The 19,278-nt window shown below is 52.2% G+C and carries 16 protein-coding genes and 1 pseudogene; 13 read left to right on the top strand and 4 right to left on the bottom strand.

Annotated elements, in window-relative coordinates; translation table 11 throughout:
• The first annotated feature begins 207 nt into the window (after positions 1-207).
• The 3 genes from ivbL (at position 208) to ilvN (ending at position 2,520) form a co-directional block, all read left to right on the top strand.
• A complete protein-coding gene (gene ivbL / locus AACS05_RS23355; protein WP_003827118.1) occupies positions 208-306 on the top strand; it encodes an ilvB operon leader peptide IvbL in 99 nt (32 codons plus the stop codon).
• Positions 307-537: 231 nt separating this feature from the next.
• Entirely contained in the window at positions 538-2,226 is a 1,689-nt protein-coding gene (gene ilvB / locus AACS05_RS23350) for an acetolactate synthase large subunit (protein WP_045448919.1), read from the top strand.
• Between the two features lie 3 nt (positions 2,227-2,229).
• On the top strand, positions 2,230-2,520 hold the full coding sequence (gene ilvN, locus AACS05_RS23345) for an acetolactate synthase small subunit (protein WP_045448917.1): 291 nt from the start codon (positions 2,230-2,232) through the stop codon (positions 2,518-2,520).
• A 1-nt stretch (position 2,521) separates the two neighbouring features.
• On the opposite strand, the gene AACS05_RS23340 is transcribed toward ilvN, so the two are convergent.
• Positions 2,522-3,307 carry a DeoR family transcriptional regulator gene (locus tag AACS05_RS23340; protein WP_045448915.1) on the bottom strand — a complete coding sequence of 262 codons (786 nt, stop codon included), beginning with the start codon at positions 3,305-3,307 and terminating at the stop codon, positions 2,522-2,524.
• A 326-nt stretch (positions 3,308-3,633) separates the two neighbouring features.
• Here AACS05_RS23340 and rbsK point away from each other — a divergent pair, with 326 nt between their 5' ends.
• The 7 genes from rbsK to uhpT all read left to right on the top strand — a co-directional run bounded on the left by rbsK (position 3,634) and on the right by uhpT (position 12,068).
• Positions 3,634-4,554: a ribokinase gene (rbsK, locus tag AACS05_RS23335; RefSeq protein ID WP_045448909.1), complete on the top strand. Its 921-nt coding sequence runs from the start codon at positions 3,634-3,636 to the stop codon at positions 4,552-4,554.
• A 27-nt stretch (positions 4,555-4,581) separates the two neighbouring features.
• On the top strand, positions 4,582-5,895 hold the full coding sequence (gene fucP, locus AACS05_RS23330) for an L-fucose:H+ symporter permease (protein WP_045448907.1): 1,314 nt from the start codon (positions 4,582-4,584) through the stop codon (positions 5,893-5,895).
• An 11-nt stretch (positions 5,896-5,906) separates the two neighbouring features.
• Complete coding sequence (locus AACS05_RS23325; RefSeq protein WP_045448905.1) at positions 5,907-6,920, top strand: aldose 1-epimerase family protein; 1,014 nt, start codon at positions 5,907-5,909, stop codon at positions 6,918-6,920.
• Positions 6,921-7,103: 183 nt separating this feature from the next.
• Positions 7,104-7,697 (top strand): transcriptional regulator UhpA, encoded by a 594-nt coding sequence (uhpA, locus tag AACS05_RS23320; protein ID WP_045448904.1) that lies wholly within the window; start codon positions 7,104-7,106, stop codon positions 7,695-7,697.
• Positions 7,694-9,196, top strand: coding sequence for a signal transduction histidine-protein kinase/phosphatase UhpB (gene uhpB, locus AACS05_RS23315; protein ID WP_045448902.1), 1,503 nt, complete (start codon positions 7,694-7,696; stop codon positions 9,194-9,196). The genes uhpA and uhpB overlap by 4 nt, the downstream gene beginning before the upstream one ends.
• Positions 9,197-9,205: 9 nt before the next feature.
• Positions 9,206-10,534, top strand: coding sequence for an MFS transporter (locus AACS05_RS23310; RefSeq protein ID WP_045448900.1), 1,329 nt, complete (start codon positions 9,206-9,208; stop codon positions 10,532-10,534).
• Between the two features lie 142 nt (positions 10,535-10,676).
• Positions 10,677-12,068, top strand: coding sequence for a hexose-6-phosphate:phosphate antiporter (gene uhpT / locus AACS05_RS23305; RefSeq protein WP_045448895.1), 1,392 nt, complete (start codon positions 10,677-10,679; stop codon positions 12,066-12,068).
• A gap of 213 nt (positions 12,069-12,281) precedes the next feature.
• Here uhpT and adeD read toward each other — a convergent pair whose 3' ends face one another.
• Positions 12,282-14,054 carry an adenine deaminase gene (gene adeD, locus AACS05_RS23300; RefSeq protein WP_045448894.1) on the bottom strand — a complete coding sequence of 591 codons (1,773 nt, stop codon included), beginning with the start codon at positions 14,052-14,054 and terminating at the stop codon, positions 12,282-12,284.
• Positions 14,055-14,230: 176 nt separating this feature from the next.
• On the opposite strand from adeD, the gene AACS05_RS23295 reads away from it, so the two are divergent.
• On the top strand, positions 14,231-15,565 hold the full coding sequence (locus tag AACS05_RS23295) for an NCS2 family permease (protein ID WP_045448892.1): 1,335 nt from the start codon (positions 14,231-14,233) through the stop codon (positions 15,563-15,565).
• Between the two features lie 52 nt (positions 15,566-15,617).
• Positions 15,618-16,070 carry a DUF1198 family protein gene (locus AACS05_RS23290; protein WP_045448890.1) on the top strand — a complete coding sequence of 151 codons (453 nt, stop codon included), beginning with the start codon at positions 15,618-15,620 and terminating at the stop codon, positions 16,068-16,070.
• Positions 16,071-16,196: 126 nt separating this feature from the next.
• On the opposite strand, the pseudogene AACS05_RS23280 reads toward AACS05_RS23290, so the two are convergent.
• Positions 16,197-16,352, bottom strand: a pseudogene (locus AACS05_RS23280) (hypothetical protein); the annotation flags it as partial.
• A gap of 138 nt (positions 16,353-16,490) precedes the next feature.
• On the opposite strand from AACS05_RS23280, the gene nepI reads away from it, so the two are divergent.
• Positions 16,491-17,684 carry a purine ribonucleoside efflux pump NepI gene (gene nepI / locus AACS05_RS23275; protein ID WP_045449839.1) on the top strand — a complete coding sequence of 398 codons (1,194 nt, stop codon included), beginning with the start codon at positions 16,491-16,493 and terminating at the stop codon, positions 17,682-17,684.
• A gap of 106 nt (positions 17,685-17,790) precedes the next feature.
• Here nepI and AACS05_RS23270 read toward each other — a convergent pair whose 3' ends face one another.
• Positions 17,791-19,170, bottom strand: a complete 1,380-nt coding sequence (locus AACS05_RS23270; protein ID WP_045448888.1) for a carbohydrate porin — start codon at positions 19,168-19,170, stop codon at positions 17,791-17,793.
• Positions 19,171-19,278 lie beyond the last annotated feature (108 nt).

Genomic DNA, 19,278 nt, shown 5'->3' with positions numbered 1-19,278 from the left:
CGTTGACATAACACAGTGTGCTTTGCGGCCACCAACCGCACAACGCTGAAAAAACCTCGCTCCGGCGGGGTTTTTTGTTTTTTGCGTCACATATAGTGAAGTGTGATCTTTGACGCATTTTTGTGCAGATGAAAAATTTTCCATTGTCACGCCGAAAAAGCTGTGTTTGTATGAATCCTGTTAACCAACAAACAGACAAGGTCCCTAATGAACCCTTCCATGCTGACTGCGACCCTACTAAAAACTGCGCCATCTCGCGCAGCGGTCGTCGTGCGTGTGGTGGTGGTCGTCGGCAATGCGCCGTAGGGTCCGGAACAACACACGATTCCAAAACCCCGCCGGCGCAAACCGGGCGGGGTTTTTCGTTTAAGAGACCTCCCCGGATACGCTAAGTAATTCGGGTTGCAGGAAGGCGGCAAGTGAGCGAATCTCCAGGAGCGTACATCGGTACGTGACTGAGGGGAACGCGAGCAGCCAACGCACCAGCAACTTGAAATACGACGCGTAAAGTCGGCCCAGAATAAAAAGGACTGGAGCATGGCAAGTTCGGGCATAACATCCAAACGTACGCGTTTTACGGGCGCAGAATTTATCGTTCATTTTCTGGAGCGCCAGGGTATCAAGGTGGTCACCGGTATTCCTGGCGGTTCGATTCTCCCCGTCTACGACGCCTTAAGCCAAAGCACGCAAATCCGTCATATCCTGGCGCGCCACGAGCAGGGTGCGGGGTTTATCGCCCAGGGAATGGCGAGAACCGATGGTAAACCCGCTGTGTGTATGGCCTGTAGTGGGCCAGGCGCAACCAACCTGGTGACCGCTATTGCCGATGCGCGTCTGGATTCCATCCCGCTGGTGTGTATCACCGGGCAGGTTCCGGCCTCAATGATCGGTACCGACGCCTTTCAGGAAGTCGACACCTACGGCATCTCTATCCCCATCACTAAACACAACTATCTGGTCCGACATATCAATGAACTACCGCAGGTTATGAGCGATGCATTCCGCATTGCGCAGTCAGGACGACCGGGGCCGGTGTGGATAGACATTCCTAAGGACATACAAACAGCAACGATTGAGCTGGACGAGATGCCTGAACCGGCCGAAAAAATGTCCACGCCTACTTTTAACGCGGACAGCATCCGTGATGCCGCAGCAATGATTAATGCGGCGAAGCGGCCTGTGTTATACCTCGGGGGCGGCGTCATCAATGCGCCTGCGCGGGTGCGCGAGCTGGCAGAAAAAGCGACGTTGCCAACCACCATGACCTTAATGGCGCTCGGCATGCTGCCAAAAGCGCATCCGTTGTCGTTAGGTATGCTGGGGATGCACGGTGCGCGCAGTACCAACTTTATTCTGCAAGAAGCGGATTTGTTGATTGTTCTTGGTGCACGTTTTGATGACCGGGCGATTGGCAAAACCGAACAGTTCTGTCCGAATGCCAAAATTATTCATGTGGATATCGACCGTGCCGAATTGGGTAAAATTAAACAACCGCACGTGGCGATTCAGGCTGATGTCGATGAGGTGCTGGAGCAACTGATCCCTCTGATTGAGGCGCGGCCGCGTGAAGAGTGGCATCAAATGGTGGCCGATTTACAGCGCGAATTCCCTTGCTCTATTCCGCAGGAAAGCGACCCACTCACCCATTACGGGCTGATTAACGCCGTTGCTGCCTGTGTGGACGACAGCGCGATCATCACCACCGATGTGGGTCAGCATCAGATGTGGGCGGCGCAGGCTTACCCACTGAACCGTCCGCGTCAGTGGCTGACATCCGGTGGCCTGGGGACTATGGGCTTTGGACTGCCAGCGGCAATTGGTGCTGCACTGGCGAATCCGGATAAAAAAGTGCTGTGTTTCTCTGGTGATGGCAGCCTGATGATGAATATTCAGGAAATGGCCACCGCCAGTGAAAATCAGCTGGATATTAAAATTATCCTGATGAACAACGAAGCGCTGGGGCTGGTGTATCAGCAACAAAGTCTGTTCTACAAACAGGGGGTTTTTGCCGCTACCTATCCTGGAATGATTAACTTTATGCAGATTGCCGCCGGTTTTGGTCTCGACACCTGCGATTTGAACAACGAAGCAGACCCACAGGCGGCGCTGCAGGAGATTATCAATCGTCCAGGACCTGCACTGATCCACGTGCGCATTGACGCCGAAGAGAAAGTGTACCCGATGGTGCCGCCGGGTGCGGCAAACACAGAAATGGTGGGGGAATAAGCCATGCAACAGCAGACTCATGACAACGTAATTCTGGAACTCACCGTACGTAACCACCCCGGCGTAATGACCCACGTTTGCGGCCTGTTCGCCCGTCGGGCATTTAACGTGGAAGGTATTCTCTGTCTACCGATTCAGGGCAGCGATCAGAGTCGTATCTGGCTATTGGTCAACGACGACCAGCGTCTGGAACAGATGATAAGCCAGATAGATAAGCTGGAAGATGTTGTGAAAGTTGCACGTAACCAGTCCGATCCCTCAATGTTTAATAAAATTACCGTCTTTTTTGAGTAGCTTAGTCGCCGTCTGAATCGGGGGTGATCACTTTGACGGAACCGTTCCGGCAGTGGGTGGCGTAATCTGCCGGTAACGGACGGTCGCTGATCAGCACATCAAAGGTGGAAAGCGGACCAATGCTGGCAGGTGCGACCTCATCAAAAAGGGCGTGACGGGTCAGCAAAATTTTACGGAGCCCGCGCTCCATTGCTTTGCGTTTGGTGGCGAGGTCGTCCGGGTTAAACCAACTGACGCCGAAGTGCTCGTGTACACCGCTGGCGGAGATAAAGACTTTTCGAGGATTCAGTGATTCCAGCGGCGAAGGATTACTGGTGTCGTAGAAGGCGTCACTTTTCGCCCGATAGGTCCCCCCGCAGAGGATCGCTGTGGCATTAGGCTTTTCATTCAGCGCCACAAACACCCGGTGCGAGTAGCAAATCCCGGTAAAGGTTATATCGTCAGGGATCATGCTGACCACCAACGGCATTTCCACACCATTATCAAAAAAGACCAGATCGTTTTCACTCACCAGTCCTGCGGCCAGAATGGCAACCGGTAGATCGTCGCGATGATAAGGTTTTTGCGCGGGGAGCGGAGCGTTAACGATGGTGGCGGGTTTGTTCACCATCACAATATAGCCGCCGAGCAGCGTCAGGGGTAACGGTTCGTCATCCTGGCTGAGATCCCGGCGAATGGTCATCACGGAAACCTCCAGCATCCGCGCGGCGTCTTTCAGATGGATGCGGTCGGTCTTCTTCAACAGTTCCATCAGGCGTCGAATACGTTCTTTTTGCTTGGTTTCCATTCACCTTCTCCGCGATTCATATTGTGCATGTTCCGTTAGTAACATTTTTGTGTCGTAAGGAACATCACATTGCTGCATTACTATACGTCCGACGGGCGGGAATTAAAAGCGCGTTTATTCGCGTTTTTTTGATTATAAACAGTTTAATTTCAGTATATTGTAATTGTTGTGAGAAGGGGGGGATTAATCAACTGCCAATCTTGTGTTTAATAAATAAACAGAAAAATGATCCTCCAATCGCGATCGTAATCACAAATGATACGAAAGTAACATGATAATGTTATTTTAATATCATTGTTGTGTGATTGTTTCTGAGAGGTAGTAAAATGGATATCGCTGTTATTGGCTCTAACATGGTGGATCTCATCACCTACACCAACCAGATGCCGAAAGAAGGGGAAACCCTGGAAGCACCGGCGTTTAAAATCGGCTGTGGTGGCAAAGGGGCGAATCAGGCCGTTGCGGCCGCGAAACTCAATTCTAAAGTGCTGATGCTGACGAAAGTCGGTGATGATATTTTTGCCGATAACACCATTCGTAACCTCGAATCCTGGGGTATTAACACCACCTATGTAGAAAAAGTTCCGTGTACCAGCAGCGGCGTCGCACCGATCTTTGTGAATGCCAACTCAAGTAACAGCATTCTTATTATTAAAGGGGCGAACAAATTTCTCTCTCCGGAAGATATCGATCGTGCAGCGGAAGATTTAAAAAAATGCCAGCTTATTGTCCTGCAACTGGAAGTCCAACTGGAAACAGTTTATCACGCGATTGAATTTGGTAAAAAGCATGGCATTGAAGTGTTATTAAATCCCGCACCAGCATTACGTGAATTAGATATGTCCTACGCTTGTAAATGTGATTTCTTTGTGCCGAATGAAACCGAACTTGAAATATTAACGGGGATGCCGGTTGATACTTATGACCATATTCGCGCAGCTGCCCGTTCCCTGGTGGATAAAGGACTTAACAATATTATTGTGACAATGGGTGAAAAAGGCGCGCTATGGATGACGCGTGACCAGGAAGTACATGTCCCGGCGTTTCGCGTCAATGCCGTCGATACCAGCGGCGCAGGCGACGCCTTTATTGGTTGTTTTGCCCATTATTATGTCCAGAGTGGTGATGTCGAAGCCGCCATGAAGAAAGCCGCCCTTTTTGCTGCGTTTAGCGTCACCGGAAAAGGTACGCAATCTTCTTATCCGAGTATCGAACAATTTAATGAGTTTCTTACCCTAAACGAATAACACTCCTGCATTGTAAAAGGTAGCACTATGAACGATAAAAACATCATTCAGATGCCCGATGGGTATCTGAATAAGACCCCTCTGTTCCAGTTTATTTTGTTATCCTGTTTATTCCCGTTATGGGGATGCGCAGCCGCATTAAATGATATTCTGATTACGCAATTTAAAAGCGTATTTTCACTCAGTAACTTTGCCTCGGCATTAGTTCAGAGCGCCTTTTATGGCGGCTATTTTTTAATTGCGATTCCAGCGTCTCTGGTGATTAAAAAGACCAGCTATAAAGTGGCGATATTAATTGGCCTGACGCTGTACATTGTTGGCTGTACGCTCTTTTTCCCGGCATCGCACATGGCAACCTACACCATGTTCCTTGCGGCAATCTTCGCGATTGCGATCGGTTTGAGTTTCCTGGAAACCGCAGCGAATACCTACAGTTCGATGATTGGGCCAAAAGCCTATGCCACGTTGCGACTGAATATCAGCCAGACCTTTTACCCGATTGGTGCAGCATCCGGCATTTTGTTGGGTAAATACCTGGTCTTTTCCGAAGGCGATAGTCTGGAAAAACAGATGGCGGGGATGAATGCCGAGCAGATCCATAACTTCAAAGTGCTGATGCTGGAAAACACCCTTGAGCCGTATAAGTATATGATTATGGTTCTGGTGGTCGTGATGGTGCTGTTTCTACTTACCCGTTTCCCGACCTGCAAAGTGGCGCAAACCGCGAACCATAAACGCCCGTCGGCGATGGACACGCTGCGCTATCTGGCGAGCAATGCCCGCTTCCGGCGTGGCATTGTGGCGCAGTTCCTGTATGTGGGGATGCAGGTAGCCGTGTGGTCATTCACTATTCGTCTGGCGCTGGAGTTGGGCGATATCAACGAACGTGATGCCTCTAACTTTATGGTCTACAGTTTTGCCTGCTTCTTCATCGGCAAGTTTATCGCCAATATTCTGATGACCCGCTTTAACCCGGAAAAGGTGCTGATTCTTTACTCTATCATCGGCGCATTGTTCCTTGCCTATGTCTCCCTGGCACCGAGCTTTAGTGCCGTTTACGTTGCGGTGCTGGTGAGCGTGCTGTTTGGACCCTGCTGGGCGACTATCTATGCCGGCACGCTGGATACCGTAGATAACGAACATACTGAAATGGCTGGCGCGGTGATTGTGATGGCCATTGTTGGCGCGGCCGTGATACCGGCGATTCAGGGCTATGTCGCGGATATGTTCCACTCGCTGCAACTCTCTTTCCTTGTCTCCATGCTGTGCTTTGTTTACGTGGGGATCTACTTCTGGCGCGAAAGCAAAGTGCGCAGTCTGGCTGAAGCAACTGCATCCTGAGGAGAACGATCATGACAACACGAATCACGCTGTGGCGGGAGCTCTTTAGCGAACATCCACGAACCCTAATGCAGAACAGCGATTTCACTGTCACCGCATTTCGCTATGCCAGCGGTGTGGAAGGGCTGAAGGTCCAGAACAGTCGTGGATACCTGGTTATTCTGCCCTGGATGGGGCAGATGATCTGGGATGCTCAGTTTGATGGTCACGATCTGACCATGCACAACATGTTCAGCCAGCCGAAACCTGCAACGGAAGTGGTCGCGACTTATGGCTGTTTTGCCTTCCATTCCGGTTTACTGGCGAATGGCTGTCCGTCACCAGAAGATGTTCACCCGTTGCACGGTGAAATGGCCTGTGCCGCGATGGACGAGGCCTGGCTGGAACTGGAAGGCGATAGCCTGCGTGTGACCGGACGCTGTGAGTATGTGATGGGATTCGGTCATCATTATCAGGCGCAGCCTGCGGTGGTGATGCGTAAAGCAAGTGCGCTTTTTGACATTCAGATGGCCGTCACTAACCTGGCATCTGTCGCGATGCCACTTCAGTATATGTGCCACATGAATTATGCGTACGTACCGGAGGCTACCTTTAGCCAGAATATCCCGGATGAAGCGCTGAAGTTGCGTGAATCTGTTCCGGCACATGTGAAACCCACCGAACAGTGGCTGGCGTTTAATCAACGGATCTTACAAGGTGAAGCGTCACTGACAACGCTCAATGAACCTGACTTTTACGATCCGGAAATCGTCTTCTTTGCTGACAAGCTGGACAGATACACGGATAAACCCGAATTCCGGATGATCGCCCCGGATGGCACCACGTTTGTTACCTGTTTTGCCAGTTCCGAACTCAACTACGTGACTCGCTGGATCCTTTATAACGGCGATCAGCAGGTGGCAGCATTCGCCCTGCCTGCGACTTGTCGGCCGGAAGGGTTCCTGGCTGCCAGGCGAAACGGTACTTTGCTTGAGGTACAACCGCAGCAAACCCGGTCATTTACGGTCACTACTGGTATCGTCTGAGCGCTCAAGGTTTGAATAGCAACGCGCTGGTACACAAAATTATTCAAGTTGCATCAAGGCGGTAAGACTGAGAATCCCCAGGCGCTTTCTTCAGTAAGCTCCTGGGGTGAAAAGACGCAGCTTGAAGGATGAAGTGTATATCGTTAAGGTAAGCGCGTTTTTTATACCCGCCAGGACAAAACCATGATCACCGTTGCCCTCATTGACGATCACCTTATCGTCCGCTCCGGCTTTGCTCAGTTGCTGGGGCTTGAACCCGATTTGCAGGTTGTTGCCGAATTTGGCTCCGGGCGAGAGGCGCTGGCAGGGTTGCCGGGACGCGGTGTGCAGGTGTGCATCTGTGATATCTCAATGCCGGATATTTCCGGGCTGGAGTTACTCAGTCAGTTGCCGAAAGGGATGGCGATCATCATGCTCTCCGTTCACGACAGTCCGGCGCTGGTGGAACAGGCGCTGAACGCTGGTGCGCGAGGTTTTCTCTCCAAACGCTGTAGTCCCGACGAGTTGATTGCAGCGGTCCATACCGTCGCAACGGGCGGTTGTTATTTAACGCCGGATATTGCGGTTAAGCTGGCTGCCGGGCGTCAGGATCCACTGACCAAACGTGAACGACAGGTGGCGGAAAAACTGGCGCAGGGCATGGCGGTGAAAGAGATTGCCGCCGAACTGGGCCTGTCGCCAAAAACGGTACACGTACATCGCGCTAACCTGATGGAAAAGCTGGGCGTCAGTAACGATGTTGAACTGGCGAGACGGATGTTTGACGGCTGGCAATGAACACCTTTTTCTCCCGCTTAATCACTGTTGTCGCCTGTTTCTTTATCTTCTCCGCCGCATGGTTCTGTTTGTGGAGTGTCAGCCTGCACCTCGTTGAGCGTCCTGAGTTGGCTGTACTGTTATTTCCGTTCGGCTTGCGTCTGGGACTGATGCTGCAATGTCCGCGTGGCTACTGGCCTGTGTTGTTGGGGGCGGAATGGCTGCTCCTGTTCTGGCTGGTGCAGGAAGTTGCGCTGGCACATCTACCCCTTTTGATGATCGGTAGCCTGTTGACGCTGCTCCCTGTGGCACTGATCTCTCGCTATCGCCATCAGCGCGACTGGCGCACTCTGCTGTTACAGGGCGCGGCGCTGACCGCGGCGGCGCTGCTGCAGTCAGCTCCGTGGCTGGGGCAAGGTGGCAAGGCGTGGAACGCCCTGCTGCTGACGTTAACCGGTGGATTGACGCTGGCTCCTGTCTGCCTGGTGTTCTGGCACTATCTCACCAGTACCACCTGGCTGCCGCTTGGTCCGGCGGTGATTTCCCAGCCGGTGAACTGGCGCGGGCGGCACCTGGTGTGGTATCTGCTGCTGTTCAGCGTCAGCCTGTGGCTCCAGTTGGGGTTGCCGGATGAGTTGTCACGTTTTACGCCGTTCTGCCTGGCGCTGCCGATTATAGCGCTCGCCTGGCACTACGGCTGGCAGGGGGCGTTGATTGCGACGCTGATGAACGCTATCGCACTCATTGCCAGCCAGACCTGGCACGATCATCCGGTTGATTTGCTGCTCTCACTGTTGGCGCAAAGTCTGACCGGACTGCTGCTCGGTGCAGGCATTCAGCGTTTGCGTGAATTAAACCAGTCGTTGCAAAACGAACTGGCGCGTAATCATCGCCTGGCAGAACGCCTGCTGGAAACCGAAGAGAGCGTGCGTCGCGACGTAGCGCGTGAGCTACACGATGACATCGGCCAGACTATTACCGCCATTCGCACTCAGGCGGGCATCGTACAGCGACTGGCCCCGGAAAATGCGGGCGTTAAGCAGAGCGGGGCGCATATCGAGCAGCTCTCTCTGGGTGTCTATGATTCGGTACGCCGCCTGCTTGGGCGCTTACGTCCACGTCAACTGGATGATTTGACGCTGGAACAGGCTATCCGCTCCTTGATGCGAGAAATGGAACTGGAGAGTCGCGGTATCGTCAGTCATCTTGACTGGCGGATAGATGAAGCCGTGCTCAGCGAAAGTCAGCGGGTGACGCTGTTTCGCGTCTGTCAGGAAGGTCTGAATAATATAGTGAAGCACGCTAACGCCAGCGCGGTAACGCTGCAGGGGTGGCTTCAGGACGAGCGATTAATGCTGGTGATTGAGGACGATGGCAGCGGCTTGCCGGCGGGCGTGAATCAGCAGGGATTTGGCCTGACCGGGATGCGAGAGCGCATCACTGCCCTTGGAGGTTCGCTTGCTATTTCCTGTACGCACGGTACGCGAGTTAGCGTGTCTTTGCCTCAGCGTTATGCGTAAGGAGCGACAATGTTTCAGTTTTTAAAAGCCCCGGCGAACGCGCCGCGCCTTACCGATAAACACGAGATCGATACCCGTTACCGCTACTGGCGGCGGCATATTCTGCTGACCATCTGGTTTGGTTATGCGCTGTTCTATTTCACCCGCAAAAGCTTCAACGCCGCCGTGCCGGAAATCCTTGCCAGCGGTGTGCTGACCCGCAGCGATATTGGCCTGCTGGCGACGCTGTTTTATATCACCTACGGGTTGTCAAAGTTTGTCTCCGGTGTCGTCAGCGACCGCTCTAATGCTCGTTATTTTATGGGCATCGGGCTGATTGCCACCGGAGTAGTGAACATTCTGTTTGGTTTTTCTACTTCGCTATGGGCGTTTGCCGTGCTGTGGGCGCTGAACGCCTTCTTTCAGGGATGGGGTTCGCCCGTATGCGCCCGATTACTGACCGCATGGTATTCGCGTACCGAGCGCGGCGGCTGGTGGGCGCTGTGGAATACCGCACATAACGTCGGCGGGGCGCTGATCCCAATCGTTATGGCGGCTACCGCGTTGCACTATGGTTGGCGTGCGGGAATGATGATTGCCGGGCTGATGGCGATTGTCGTAGGCGTGATCCTCTGCTGGCGACTGCGTGACAGGCCACAGGCGATTGGTCTGCCGCCGATTGGCGACTGGCGGCACGATGAGCTGGAAATAGACCAACAGCAGGAAGGTGCGGGGCTTAGCCGAAAAGAGATCCTCACCAAATATGTGCTGCTGAATCCGTATATCTGGCTGTTGTCGTTGTGTTATGTGCTGGTGTACGTGGTGCGTGCTGCGATTAATGACTGGGGCAATCTGTATATGTCCGAGACGCTGGGTGTTGATCTGGTCACCGCTAATACCGCAGTGACCATGTTCGAGCTGGGCGGGTTTATCGGTGCACTGGTTGCGGGGTGGGGCTCGGACAAACTGTTTAACGGGAACCGTGGCCCGATGAACCTGATTTTTGCCGCCGGAATATTACTCTCTGTGGGTTCATTGTGGCTGATGCCGTTTGCCAGTTACGTGATGCAGGCGGCGTGCTTCTTCACTACCGGATTCTTTGTCTTCGGCCCGCAGATGCTGATCGGTATGGCGGCGGCGGAGTGTTCGCATAAAGATGCTGCGGGCGCGGCAACCGGGTTTGTTGGGCTGTTCGCTTATCTGGGCGCGTCGCTTTCCGGCTGGCCGTTGGCGAAGGTGATGGAGGTCTGGCACTGGACCGGTTTTTTTGTGGTGATCGCCATTGCCGCAGGGATTTCTGCTCTGCTGTTGCTGCCGTTTTTGAATGCTCAGGCTCCGCGCGAAGTTAGTGAAGCGTGATGCACCTCACTTTTTTGCCCCGAGTGGGGCAAAACTAAGAAATTTTCCCGGTTTCACCTGGACGCTGTCTCAGGCGTGCCTCCCGGCTGATTTTTACAATGCCTGCCATTCGCAGGTATAAAAATTAGCTCGGGAGTGTCCTATGCTGGCCTTTCTAAACCAGGTGCGCAAGCCGACCCTGGATTTGCCGCTCGATGTGCGGCGTAAAATGTGGTTCAAACCATTCATGCAGTCCTACCTGGTGGTTTTCATCGGCTACCTGACCATGTACCTGATCCGCAAAAACTTTAACATCGCGCAGAACGACATGATCTCCACCTACGGGCTGAGCATGACGCAGCTGGGGATGATTGGCCTGGGCTTCTCCATCACCTACGGTGTAGGTAAAACGCTGGTTTCCTATTACGCGGATGGCAAAAACACCAAGCAGTTCCTGCCGTTTATGCTGATCCTCTCGGCTATCTGTATGCTCGGCTTCAGCGCCAGCATGGGCGCAGGCTCAACCAGCTTGTTCCTGATGATTGCCTTCTACGCGCTGAGTGGTTTCTTCCAGAGTACTGGTGGCTCGTGCAGCTATTCGACGATCACCAAATGGACACCGCGCCGTAAACGTGGCTCTTATCTCGGGATGTGGAATATCTCCCACAACCTCGGTGGTGCAGGTGCGGCAGGTGTGGCGTTGTTTGGTGCTAATGTGCTGTTCGATGGTCACGTGATCGGCATGTTTATCTTCCCGTCGATTATCGCCCTGATTGTGGGCTTTATTGGCTTGCGCTATGGCAGCGACTCCCCGGAATCTTATGGTCTGGGTAAAGCCGAAGAGTTGTTTGGGGAAGAGATCAGCGAAGAGGACAAAGAGACTGAAGAAAATGACATGACCAAGTGGCAGATCTTTGTTGAGTACGTGCTGAAAAACAAAGTGATCTGGCTGCTGTGCTTCTCCAACATCTTCCTGTACGTGGTGCGCATCGGTATCGATCAGTGGTCCACTGTCTACGCCTTCCAGGAGCTGAAACTCTCCAAAGAAGTCGCGATTCAGGGCTTTACCCTGTTTGAAGTCGGGGCGCTGGTCGGTACGCTGCTGTGGGGTTGGCTCTCTGACCTGGCAAACGGCCGTCGTGCGCTGGTGGCCTGTGTCGCGTTGGCATTAATCATTGCCACGCTGGGTGTCTACCAGCACGCCAGCAACCAGTACGTTTACCTGGCGTCGTTGTTTGCCCTTGGCTTCCTGGTGTTTGGCCCGCAATTGTTAATCGGTGTGGCGGCAGTTGGTTTCGTACCGAAAAAAGCGATCGGTGCTGCCGATGGGATTAAAGGTACTTTCGCTTATCTGATTGGCGACAGCTTTGCCAAGCTGGGTCTGGGGATGATTGCCGATGGTACGCCAGTCTTTGGTCTGACCGGCTGGGCGGGGACTTTCGCCGCGCTGGATACCGCCGCTATCGGCTGTATCTGCCTGATGGCTATCGTCGCCGTATTTGAAGAACGTAAAATTCGCCGTGAGAAAAAGATCCAGCAGTTAAAAACCGCTTAAGTGTGTATTGGTAACTTTTGCCCGCCTCTGAATCTTATTCATCAGGGCTATCTTGCTTGTCATTTTGAACCAGGGCAGTGCTCGAAATCCTCAGGTACTATCTGTACATTCCGGTTTCTGCGCGCTGTCCGTGTTCAAACTGTCTGCGCCGATAACGCCCAATGAATAAAGTTCTCATAGCGGGCTTTTTTTATGCTTCGGATTCGCTGTTCCTTACGGCGAGTCAGCAATCTCCAGCGATGTAAACGTAAATGCTTCGCCATCAAATAATCCCTGGCTGGTGAGCTTTAGCGCGGGGATCACCGGCAAAGAGAGAAATGCCATCTGAATAAAGGGCTCATCGGGGAGCGTGCCGCACGCCCGGCCTGCTGCTTTCAGTGAATCGATTTGTTCGGCCAGCGATTCTGCCGTATCAGTGCTCATCAGTCCGGCGACTGGTAGCGCTAAATGGCATTGAACTTCCCCATGACGAACCACGCATAAGCCACCGCCGTCGGCGATCACCTGATTAACCGCCACCGTCATCTCTTCAGCGCTGTGACCGATGACCACGATGTTATGGCTGTCGTGGCTGACGGTTGCTGCCAGCGCCCCCTCCTTCAGCCCAAACCCGCCTAATAAACCACAGGCAGGTGGGTGCTGATAGCCATAGCGCTCAAGAACAGCGATAAAACAAATATCATCACGATCAAAGCCGTCTTCCGTGTAACAGCATTTGCTGGCGGGGGTGATTAATTCGTTGGGGATGACTTCAATCACCCGATAGCATTTTCCTGGGGTGAAATGAAACCGAAAATCCGTGGCACGGACCAGTTGCCGCGCCACGGTGTTGCCGTATGGAGGCGCTGTGCGCGCCAGCCTGGACGATTCGTCAGCTTTCAGCGCATCGGCATTGAGTGGTTCACCTTTAATAAAGACCTGTTGCACCGTGACGTTGTGGGCATCGCTGAGCAGGACAATATCCGCCTGTTTTCCAGGAGCCAGCAGGCCGAGATGGCGCAGGCCAAAATGTTGCGCAGCAGACCAGCTGGCGACGCGGTAAGCGATGTGAAGCGGTACGTGGTGCTGTGTAATGAGGCGTCTAATCAGTGCGTCAATATGCCCTTCGTGGGCGATCTCCCAGGGGTTACGATCGTCGGTACACAGCATGCATTGTGGGCTGTTTAGCGCGTTAATGAGCGGAGCCAGCGCGTCGAGGTTGCGGGCGGCAGAACCTTCGCGAATCATCAACGCCATTCCAAGCTGCAGCTTTCGTCGTCCTTCTTCTGGCAGGTAGCTTTCATGGCAATTTTCAATTCCGGCGGCAATGTAAGCGTTCAACGCTTTGCCTTGCAGGCCGGGGCTGTGACCGTCCAGCGTCAGATGTCGAAAGGCATCCATTTTATCAAGAAGTGCGTCCTGCCCGGCAATGACGCCAGGGTAATCCATTACCTCCGCCAGACCGGCAACGTGTGGATGATCCCGCCAGGTGAGCATTTGTTCAAGTGTAAAGCTGGCACCGTTGATATCGCAGCCAGCCAGCGCCGGGACGCAGGAACTGATTTGAATATATTGATTTTGTGTTGCCTGTTCGGCGCAGCGGATAAACCAGGCAAGGCCAGTTTCCCCCATCACGTTGACGATTTCGTGCGGGTCGCAGATGACGGTAGTGAGCCCGCGAGGAAGCGTCGCGGTTTCAAAGGCCACAGGTGTCATCATGCTGGATTCAATATGCAGGTGAGCGTCGATAAAACCGGGAACTGCTGTTGCGCCGTGAGCATCAATACGCCGTAATGCACTGGCATGAGAATATTCCGGACCGATACCGGCGATATGCCGTTCTTTAATCAAGATTGGCCCTGGCATTTCTCCACCGTTGATCAGATCGAGAATTTTGACATTATCAATAATATAATCGGCAGGTGCGTCACCGCGAGAAACAGCCAGCAAATTTTGCCTTTGCTGACGGCTAATGTAATGAAATTTATCGTTAATCGTATTATTCATATTTTTCTCATTTTGATTTTATCAATTTGATTGTTATTTATCATTTAAGAATAGCTGTGATTATTTAAAGTTTATCGATTAACGTGCGTTTGCAATGTGATAACTATCACTGAATTAAGTATGCCATCTGTTTTAAAAAGATACTGAATTTATACTCTCATCAATGGATGAAAAAAATGAATAATGAAATCAGTGATGATGTAAACGAGAGCTCAGGGTGGCTTGCGAGATTATTTAAGTTGCAACAGCACGAGACCACAGTACGTACAGAAATGATTGCGGGAATGACGACATTTTTAACGATGGTGTATATCGTTTTTGTGAATCCGCAAATACTGGGCGCTGCGCAAATGGACCCGAAGGTGGTGTTTGTGACCACGTGCCTGATTGCGGGCATCGGCAGTATTGCGATGGGACTGATTGCCAATCTGCCGGTAGCCCTGGCTCCTGCTATGGGGCTGAATGCCTTTTTTGCTTTTGTCGTCGTGGGGGCGATGGGGGTGAGTTGGCAAACGGGGATGGGGGCGATATTTTGGGGTGCCGTCGGATTATTTCTGCTTACCCTTTTTCGTATTCGTTACTGGATGATTTCAAACATACCCGCTAGCTTACGTATTGGCATTACCAGCGGTATCGGTTTATTTATTGCGTTGATGGGTTTAAAAAATTCAGGCGTTATTATTGCCAATAAAGATACGCTGGTAGCGATCGGTGATTTAAGCTCACATAGCGTATTGTTAGGTATTCTTGGGTTCTTTATTATTACGGTCCTGTCATCGCGTAATTTCCATGCGGCAGTATTGATTTCTATTGTTGTGACGTCATGTTGTGGATTGTTTTTTGGTGATGTTCAGTTCCTCGGTATATATTCTGCACCACCTAACATCAGTGCAGTGATTGGTGAGGTTGATTTACGCGGTGCGTTGTCGTTGAATCTGGCCGGTATTATCTTCTCGTTTATGTTAATTAATCTCTTTGACTCATCAGGAACATTAATTGGCGTAACAGATAAAGCCGGATTAATCGATCGTGACGGTAAATTTCCCAATATGAATAAGGCATTGTACGTGGATAGTGTCAGCTCTGTTGCAGGGGCATTTATCGGCACATCTTCCGTAACGGCGTACATTGAAAGTACGGCCGGCGTGGCGGTCGGTGGACGCTCGGGGCTGACTGCCGTGGTGGTTGGTGCGCTATTCTTGCTGGTGATGTTTTTTTCACCTCTGGTCAGTATGGTGCCTGCCTATGCGACAGCTGGTGCGCTTATTTTTGTGGGTGTGCTGATGACCTCAAGCCTGGCGCGCGTTAGCTGGGACGATTTAACCGAGTCAGTGCCTGCCTTTATCACGACGGTGATGATGCCCTTTAGTTTTTCTATTACCGAAGGAATTGCGCTGGGTTTCATGTCGTATTGCATCATGAAAGTGTTTACCGGGCGCTGGCGTGAGCTGAATCTTTGTGTGGTCGCCGTGGCATTGCTGTTTGCGTTGAAAATCATCCTGGTGGATTAGTATTCGCAGTCTGTTTCCAGATATCATGAGCGCGGATAACGCAGGAGAACTCATGATCTGGATAATGCTGGCCACGTTGGTTGTTGTTTTTGTAGTGGGTTTTCGGGTGCTGACGTCTGGATCACGACGCGCGATTCGTCGCCTGAGCGAACGGTTGAGCATTGACGTCGTGCCGGTAGAATCGATGATCGATCAGATGGGAAAAGTGCAGGGAGAAGCGTTTTTACAGTATCTTCATCGGCCTGACGAATCGCATTTGCAAAATGCCGCCCAGGTGCTGTTGATCTGGCAAATCGTCATTGTTGACGGTAGTGAACAGAACTTGCTGCAGTGGCATCGATTGTTGCAAAAAGTCCGCCTGGCAGCGCCGGTTACCGATGCACAGGTGCGCCTGGCGCTGGGTTTTCTGCGAGAAATGGAGCCAGATATGCAGGAAATAAATGCGTTTCAGATGCGCTATAACGCCTTTTTTCAACCTGAAGATGGGGTGCACTGGCTGCACTGATATCATGCTTGTTTATGACGATTATTTTTAATCGTCATAATATTTATATCTATCTCCCGCACAGGGGCCCTCGTTACACTTACACGACGAGGTGCATCATGAAACAAGCGACTCAACACAGTGCGATTATCTGGCCGGAAACCTATCTGCCAGGTACGACCGATAATTTTGCCTCACAAGCGCAGTAATCTTATCGTCGTTGAGAAGCGCATAATGCCTGGCTAACTCGCGAAATCCAGCGGGTTCATGGTTGTTGATGTTGGTCATATCCTGTTTGGCGTATCAATGCGTCGTTTTTATTATGCGATCTGCCGCGCAGCGCTATTGCAAATCCTGGAAAGTTGCCTAAACGTTAAATCCGTCACATTTTTAATGTTACACTGCGTGACTTTTCTACAGAAATACCACGCAGGTTACAAAATGAGTGACGTTATTGAACAAAAATCCCGCGCTGAGGTAAATGCCCGACCAAACTGGTCGGCGGTATTCGCCGTGGCGTTCTGTGTTGCCTGCCTGATAACCGTTGAGTTTCTGCCCGTCAGTTTGTTGACGCCTATGGCGCAGGACCTGGGGATTTCAGAAGGTGTGGCCGGACAATCGGTGACCGTGACGGCATTTGTCGCCATGTTTGCCAGCCTGTTTATTACCCAAATTATTCAGGCGACCGACCGCCGCTATATCGTCATCCTGTTCTCCGTGCTGCTGACGCTCTCCTGCCTGCTGGTTTCATTTGCTAACTCTTTTACGCTGCTGCTGATTGGTCGTGCCTGCCTTGGGCTGGCGCTCGGTGGTTTCTGGGCGATGTCGGCCTCGCTGACCATGCGTCTGGTGCCCGCCCGCACGGTACCGAAAGCACTGTCGGTTATCTTTGGCGCAGTTTCTATCGCGCTGGTGATCGCCGCTCCGTTGGGCAGCTTCCTTGGCGGTATCATCGGCTGGCGCAACGTTTTTAACGCGGCAGCGGTAATGGGGGTGCTGTGTATTATTTGGGTTGTTAAATCGCTGCCTTCGTTGCCTGGCGAGCCATCGCACCAAAAACAAAATATGTTCAGCCTGTTGCAACGTCCTGGTGTGATGGCCGGCATGATCGCCATCTTTATGTCTTTTGCCGGGCAGTTCGCCTTCTTTACCTATATTCGCCCGGTGTATATGAATCTGGCGGGATTTGATGTTGATGGCCTGACGCTGGTACTGCTGAGTTTTGGTATTGCCAGCTTTGTTGGCACGTCGCTCTCTTCTGTGATTCTGAAACGTTCGGTCAAACTGGCACTGGCAGGTGCGCCGCTGGTGCTGACGCTCAGTGCGCTGGTATTGATCCTGTGGGGGAGTGACAAAGTTGTGGCGGCAGGCATTGCGATTATCTGGGGACTGGCGTTCGCTCTGGTACCGGTAGGCTGGTCGACGTGGATCACCCGCTCGCTTGCGGATCAGGCAGAAAAAGCCGGATCCGTCCAGGTCGCCGTGATCCAGCTTGCCAATACCTGTGGGGCTGCGGTTGGAGGCTATGCACTCGATAACCTCGGACTGCTGTCGCCCCTGATGCTTTCCGGCAGCCTGATGCTGCTGACGGCGCTTCTGGTGGCAGCGAAAGTACGCATAAAGGGTATGCAGTGATCGCCAGTTCTATTTGCCGTATGGTGTTGTAAATGCGTCATCCGGCCTACAATCGCAATACAGGCCGGATAAACGCAGTGCCATCAGGCATTACACCTTTCACTAATCAGAACCACGCCTCCCACATTGCGCCGAGGTTAAAGTCATCCAGCGTTTCATCCTTCGTACCGTTGACGCGAGCAGTGCGGTCATTATCAACTTTGCCGCCGGTGACATAGAAGCGCAGCATTGGGCGGAATTCTGGACCCATAGCGATCGACATGTTCTGCGACAGCGTTAACTTCCAGCCGTTGTTATCCCCGCCGTTATCATAATCAACCCGCTGATAGCCTGCTTCCAGCCAGGTGGAGTGAACATCGTTCCAGAAATACATCGGACGTATAATCGCGCCGTAGTTCTTACGGTTGTCGCTCTTGTCTGTGCTGTTGTCGTAATCATGGAACGCCAGCAGGTATTCGACCTGCGCCTGTTGGGTGAACTTATGGCTCCCCTCAAAACTGGCGTATATCGCTGTCAGATCGTCGGTTTTGTTATAGACGCTGTTATCTGAATTATCAGAATAACGGGCGATAACCTTGTTCACACCACTGTCGTTAGTGTGGCTCAGCACAAATGCACCCTGCCAGGCTTTCAGGCGGTCATCGCTCTCGACGGCTTTAGAGTCAAAGCCATAGTTGGCGTAAATCTCCAGATCCAGCGGACCGACCTTCATATTGTGGATTTTGGACGTTATTGCGTAGTTACCCTTATCGCCCGTACCAGAACCGCCGGTACAGGTAATGCGTGATGGGTTGGCTTCGTCTTCCATCACTTCCGGGCTGCACGATTCAACCGCGGCGACAGTGGCGACATCAAACTGCACGCCGCCAATGTCGAAGTTTTTAACCCCGGCTCCCTGACCGTCATGGTTCATCCAGAAGTAGTCGTTGATGCCTTGTTGTGGACGCTGATGGAAGTCGCGGCCCGCCCAGATATAAGCGTTAGGATTGGATTCCAGCACGTTAGTTACGCCGGCGTAGGCTTTTTTGAGGTTAACTTCGTCGCCCCAGTGGTCGATCATCACGTTGATGTCCCAGATGGCGCCGTTGTCGCTTTTGAACGCTTTGGAGAGCTGGAATTCGCCGCCGTTGCCTTCGTTACCCAGACGGCCAATGGCCGATGCACCGTTATAGGAACCATCAACGCCGACGTATTTCTGATCACCGCTCTGGAAATGTGCGCCGTAGCGCGCATATCCGCTGAATTTCACGCCGAACGGAATCGCCATATCCGGGGATTGTGCTGCACTTTGTGGTTCATTAATCACATCGGCTTTTTTCGCCACAGCAGCGTCCATTTTCGCCTGACGTTCCGTAAGTGCTTTATCTACGGCTTTGGCGACGATGGCGTCGATTTGTTCCTGAGTAAATTCCTGTGCGAGGACAGAAACTGGGCAAAGCGCGGCCACGACCGCCATGGCTAGTGGAAGTTTCTTAGTTAAATTCATGGTTATCTCATTTACACTTTACCCTTCAGGTTGCCATAGGCATTCCGAATAAGCGTGTGTATTAATTTATTTTAAGATAATAACCATCCCGTCTTGGGTTAATTTGCT

It is taken from the genome of Citrobacter sp. S-77 (assembly GCF_963864895.1).
Taxonomy (GTDB): Bacteria; Pseudomonadota; Gammaproteobacteria; order Enterobacterales; family Enterobacteriaceae; genus Citrobacter; species Citrobacter murliniae.
This window is presented reverse-complemented; position numbering and strand designations above follow the sequence as displayed.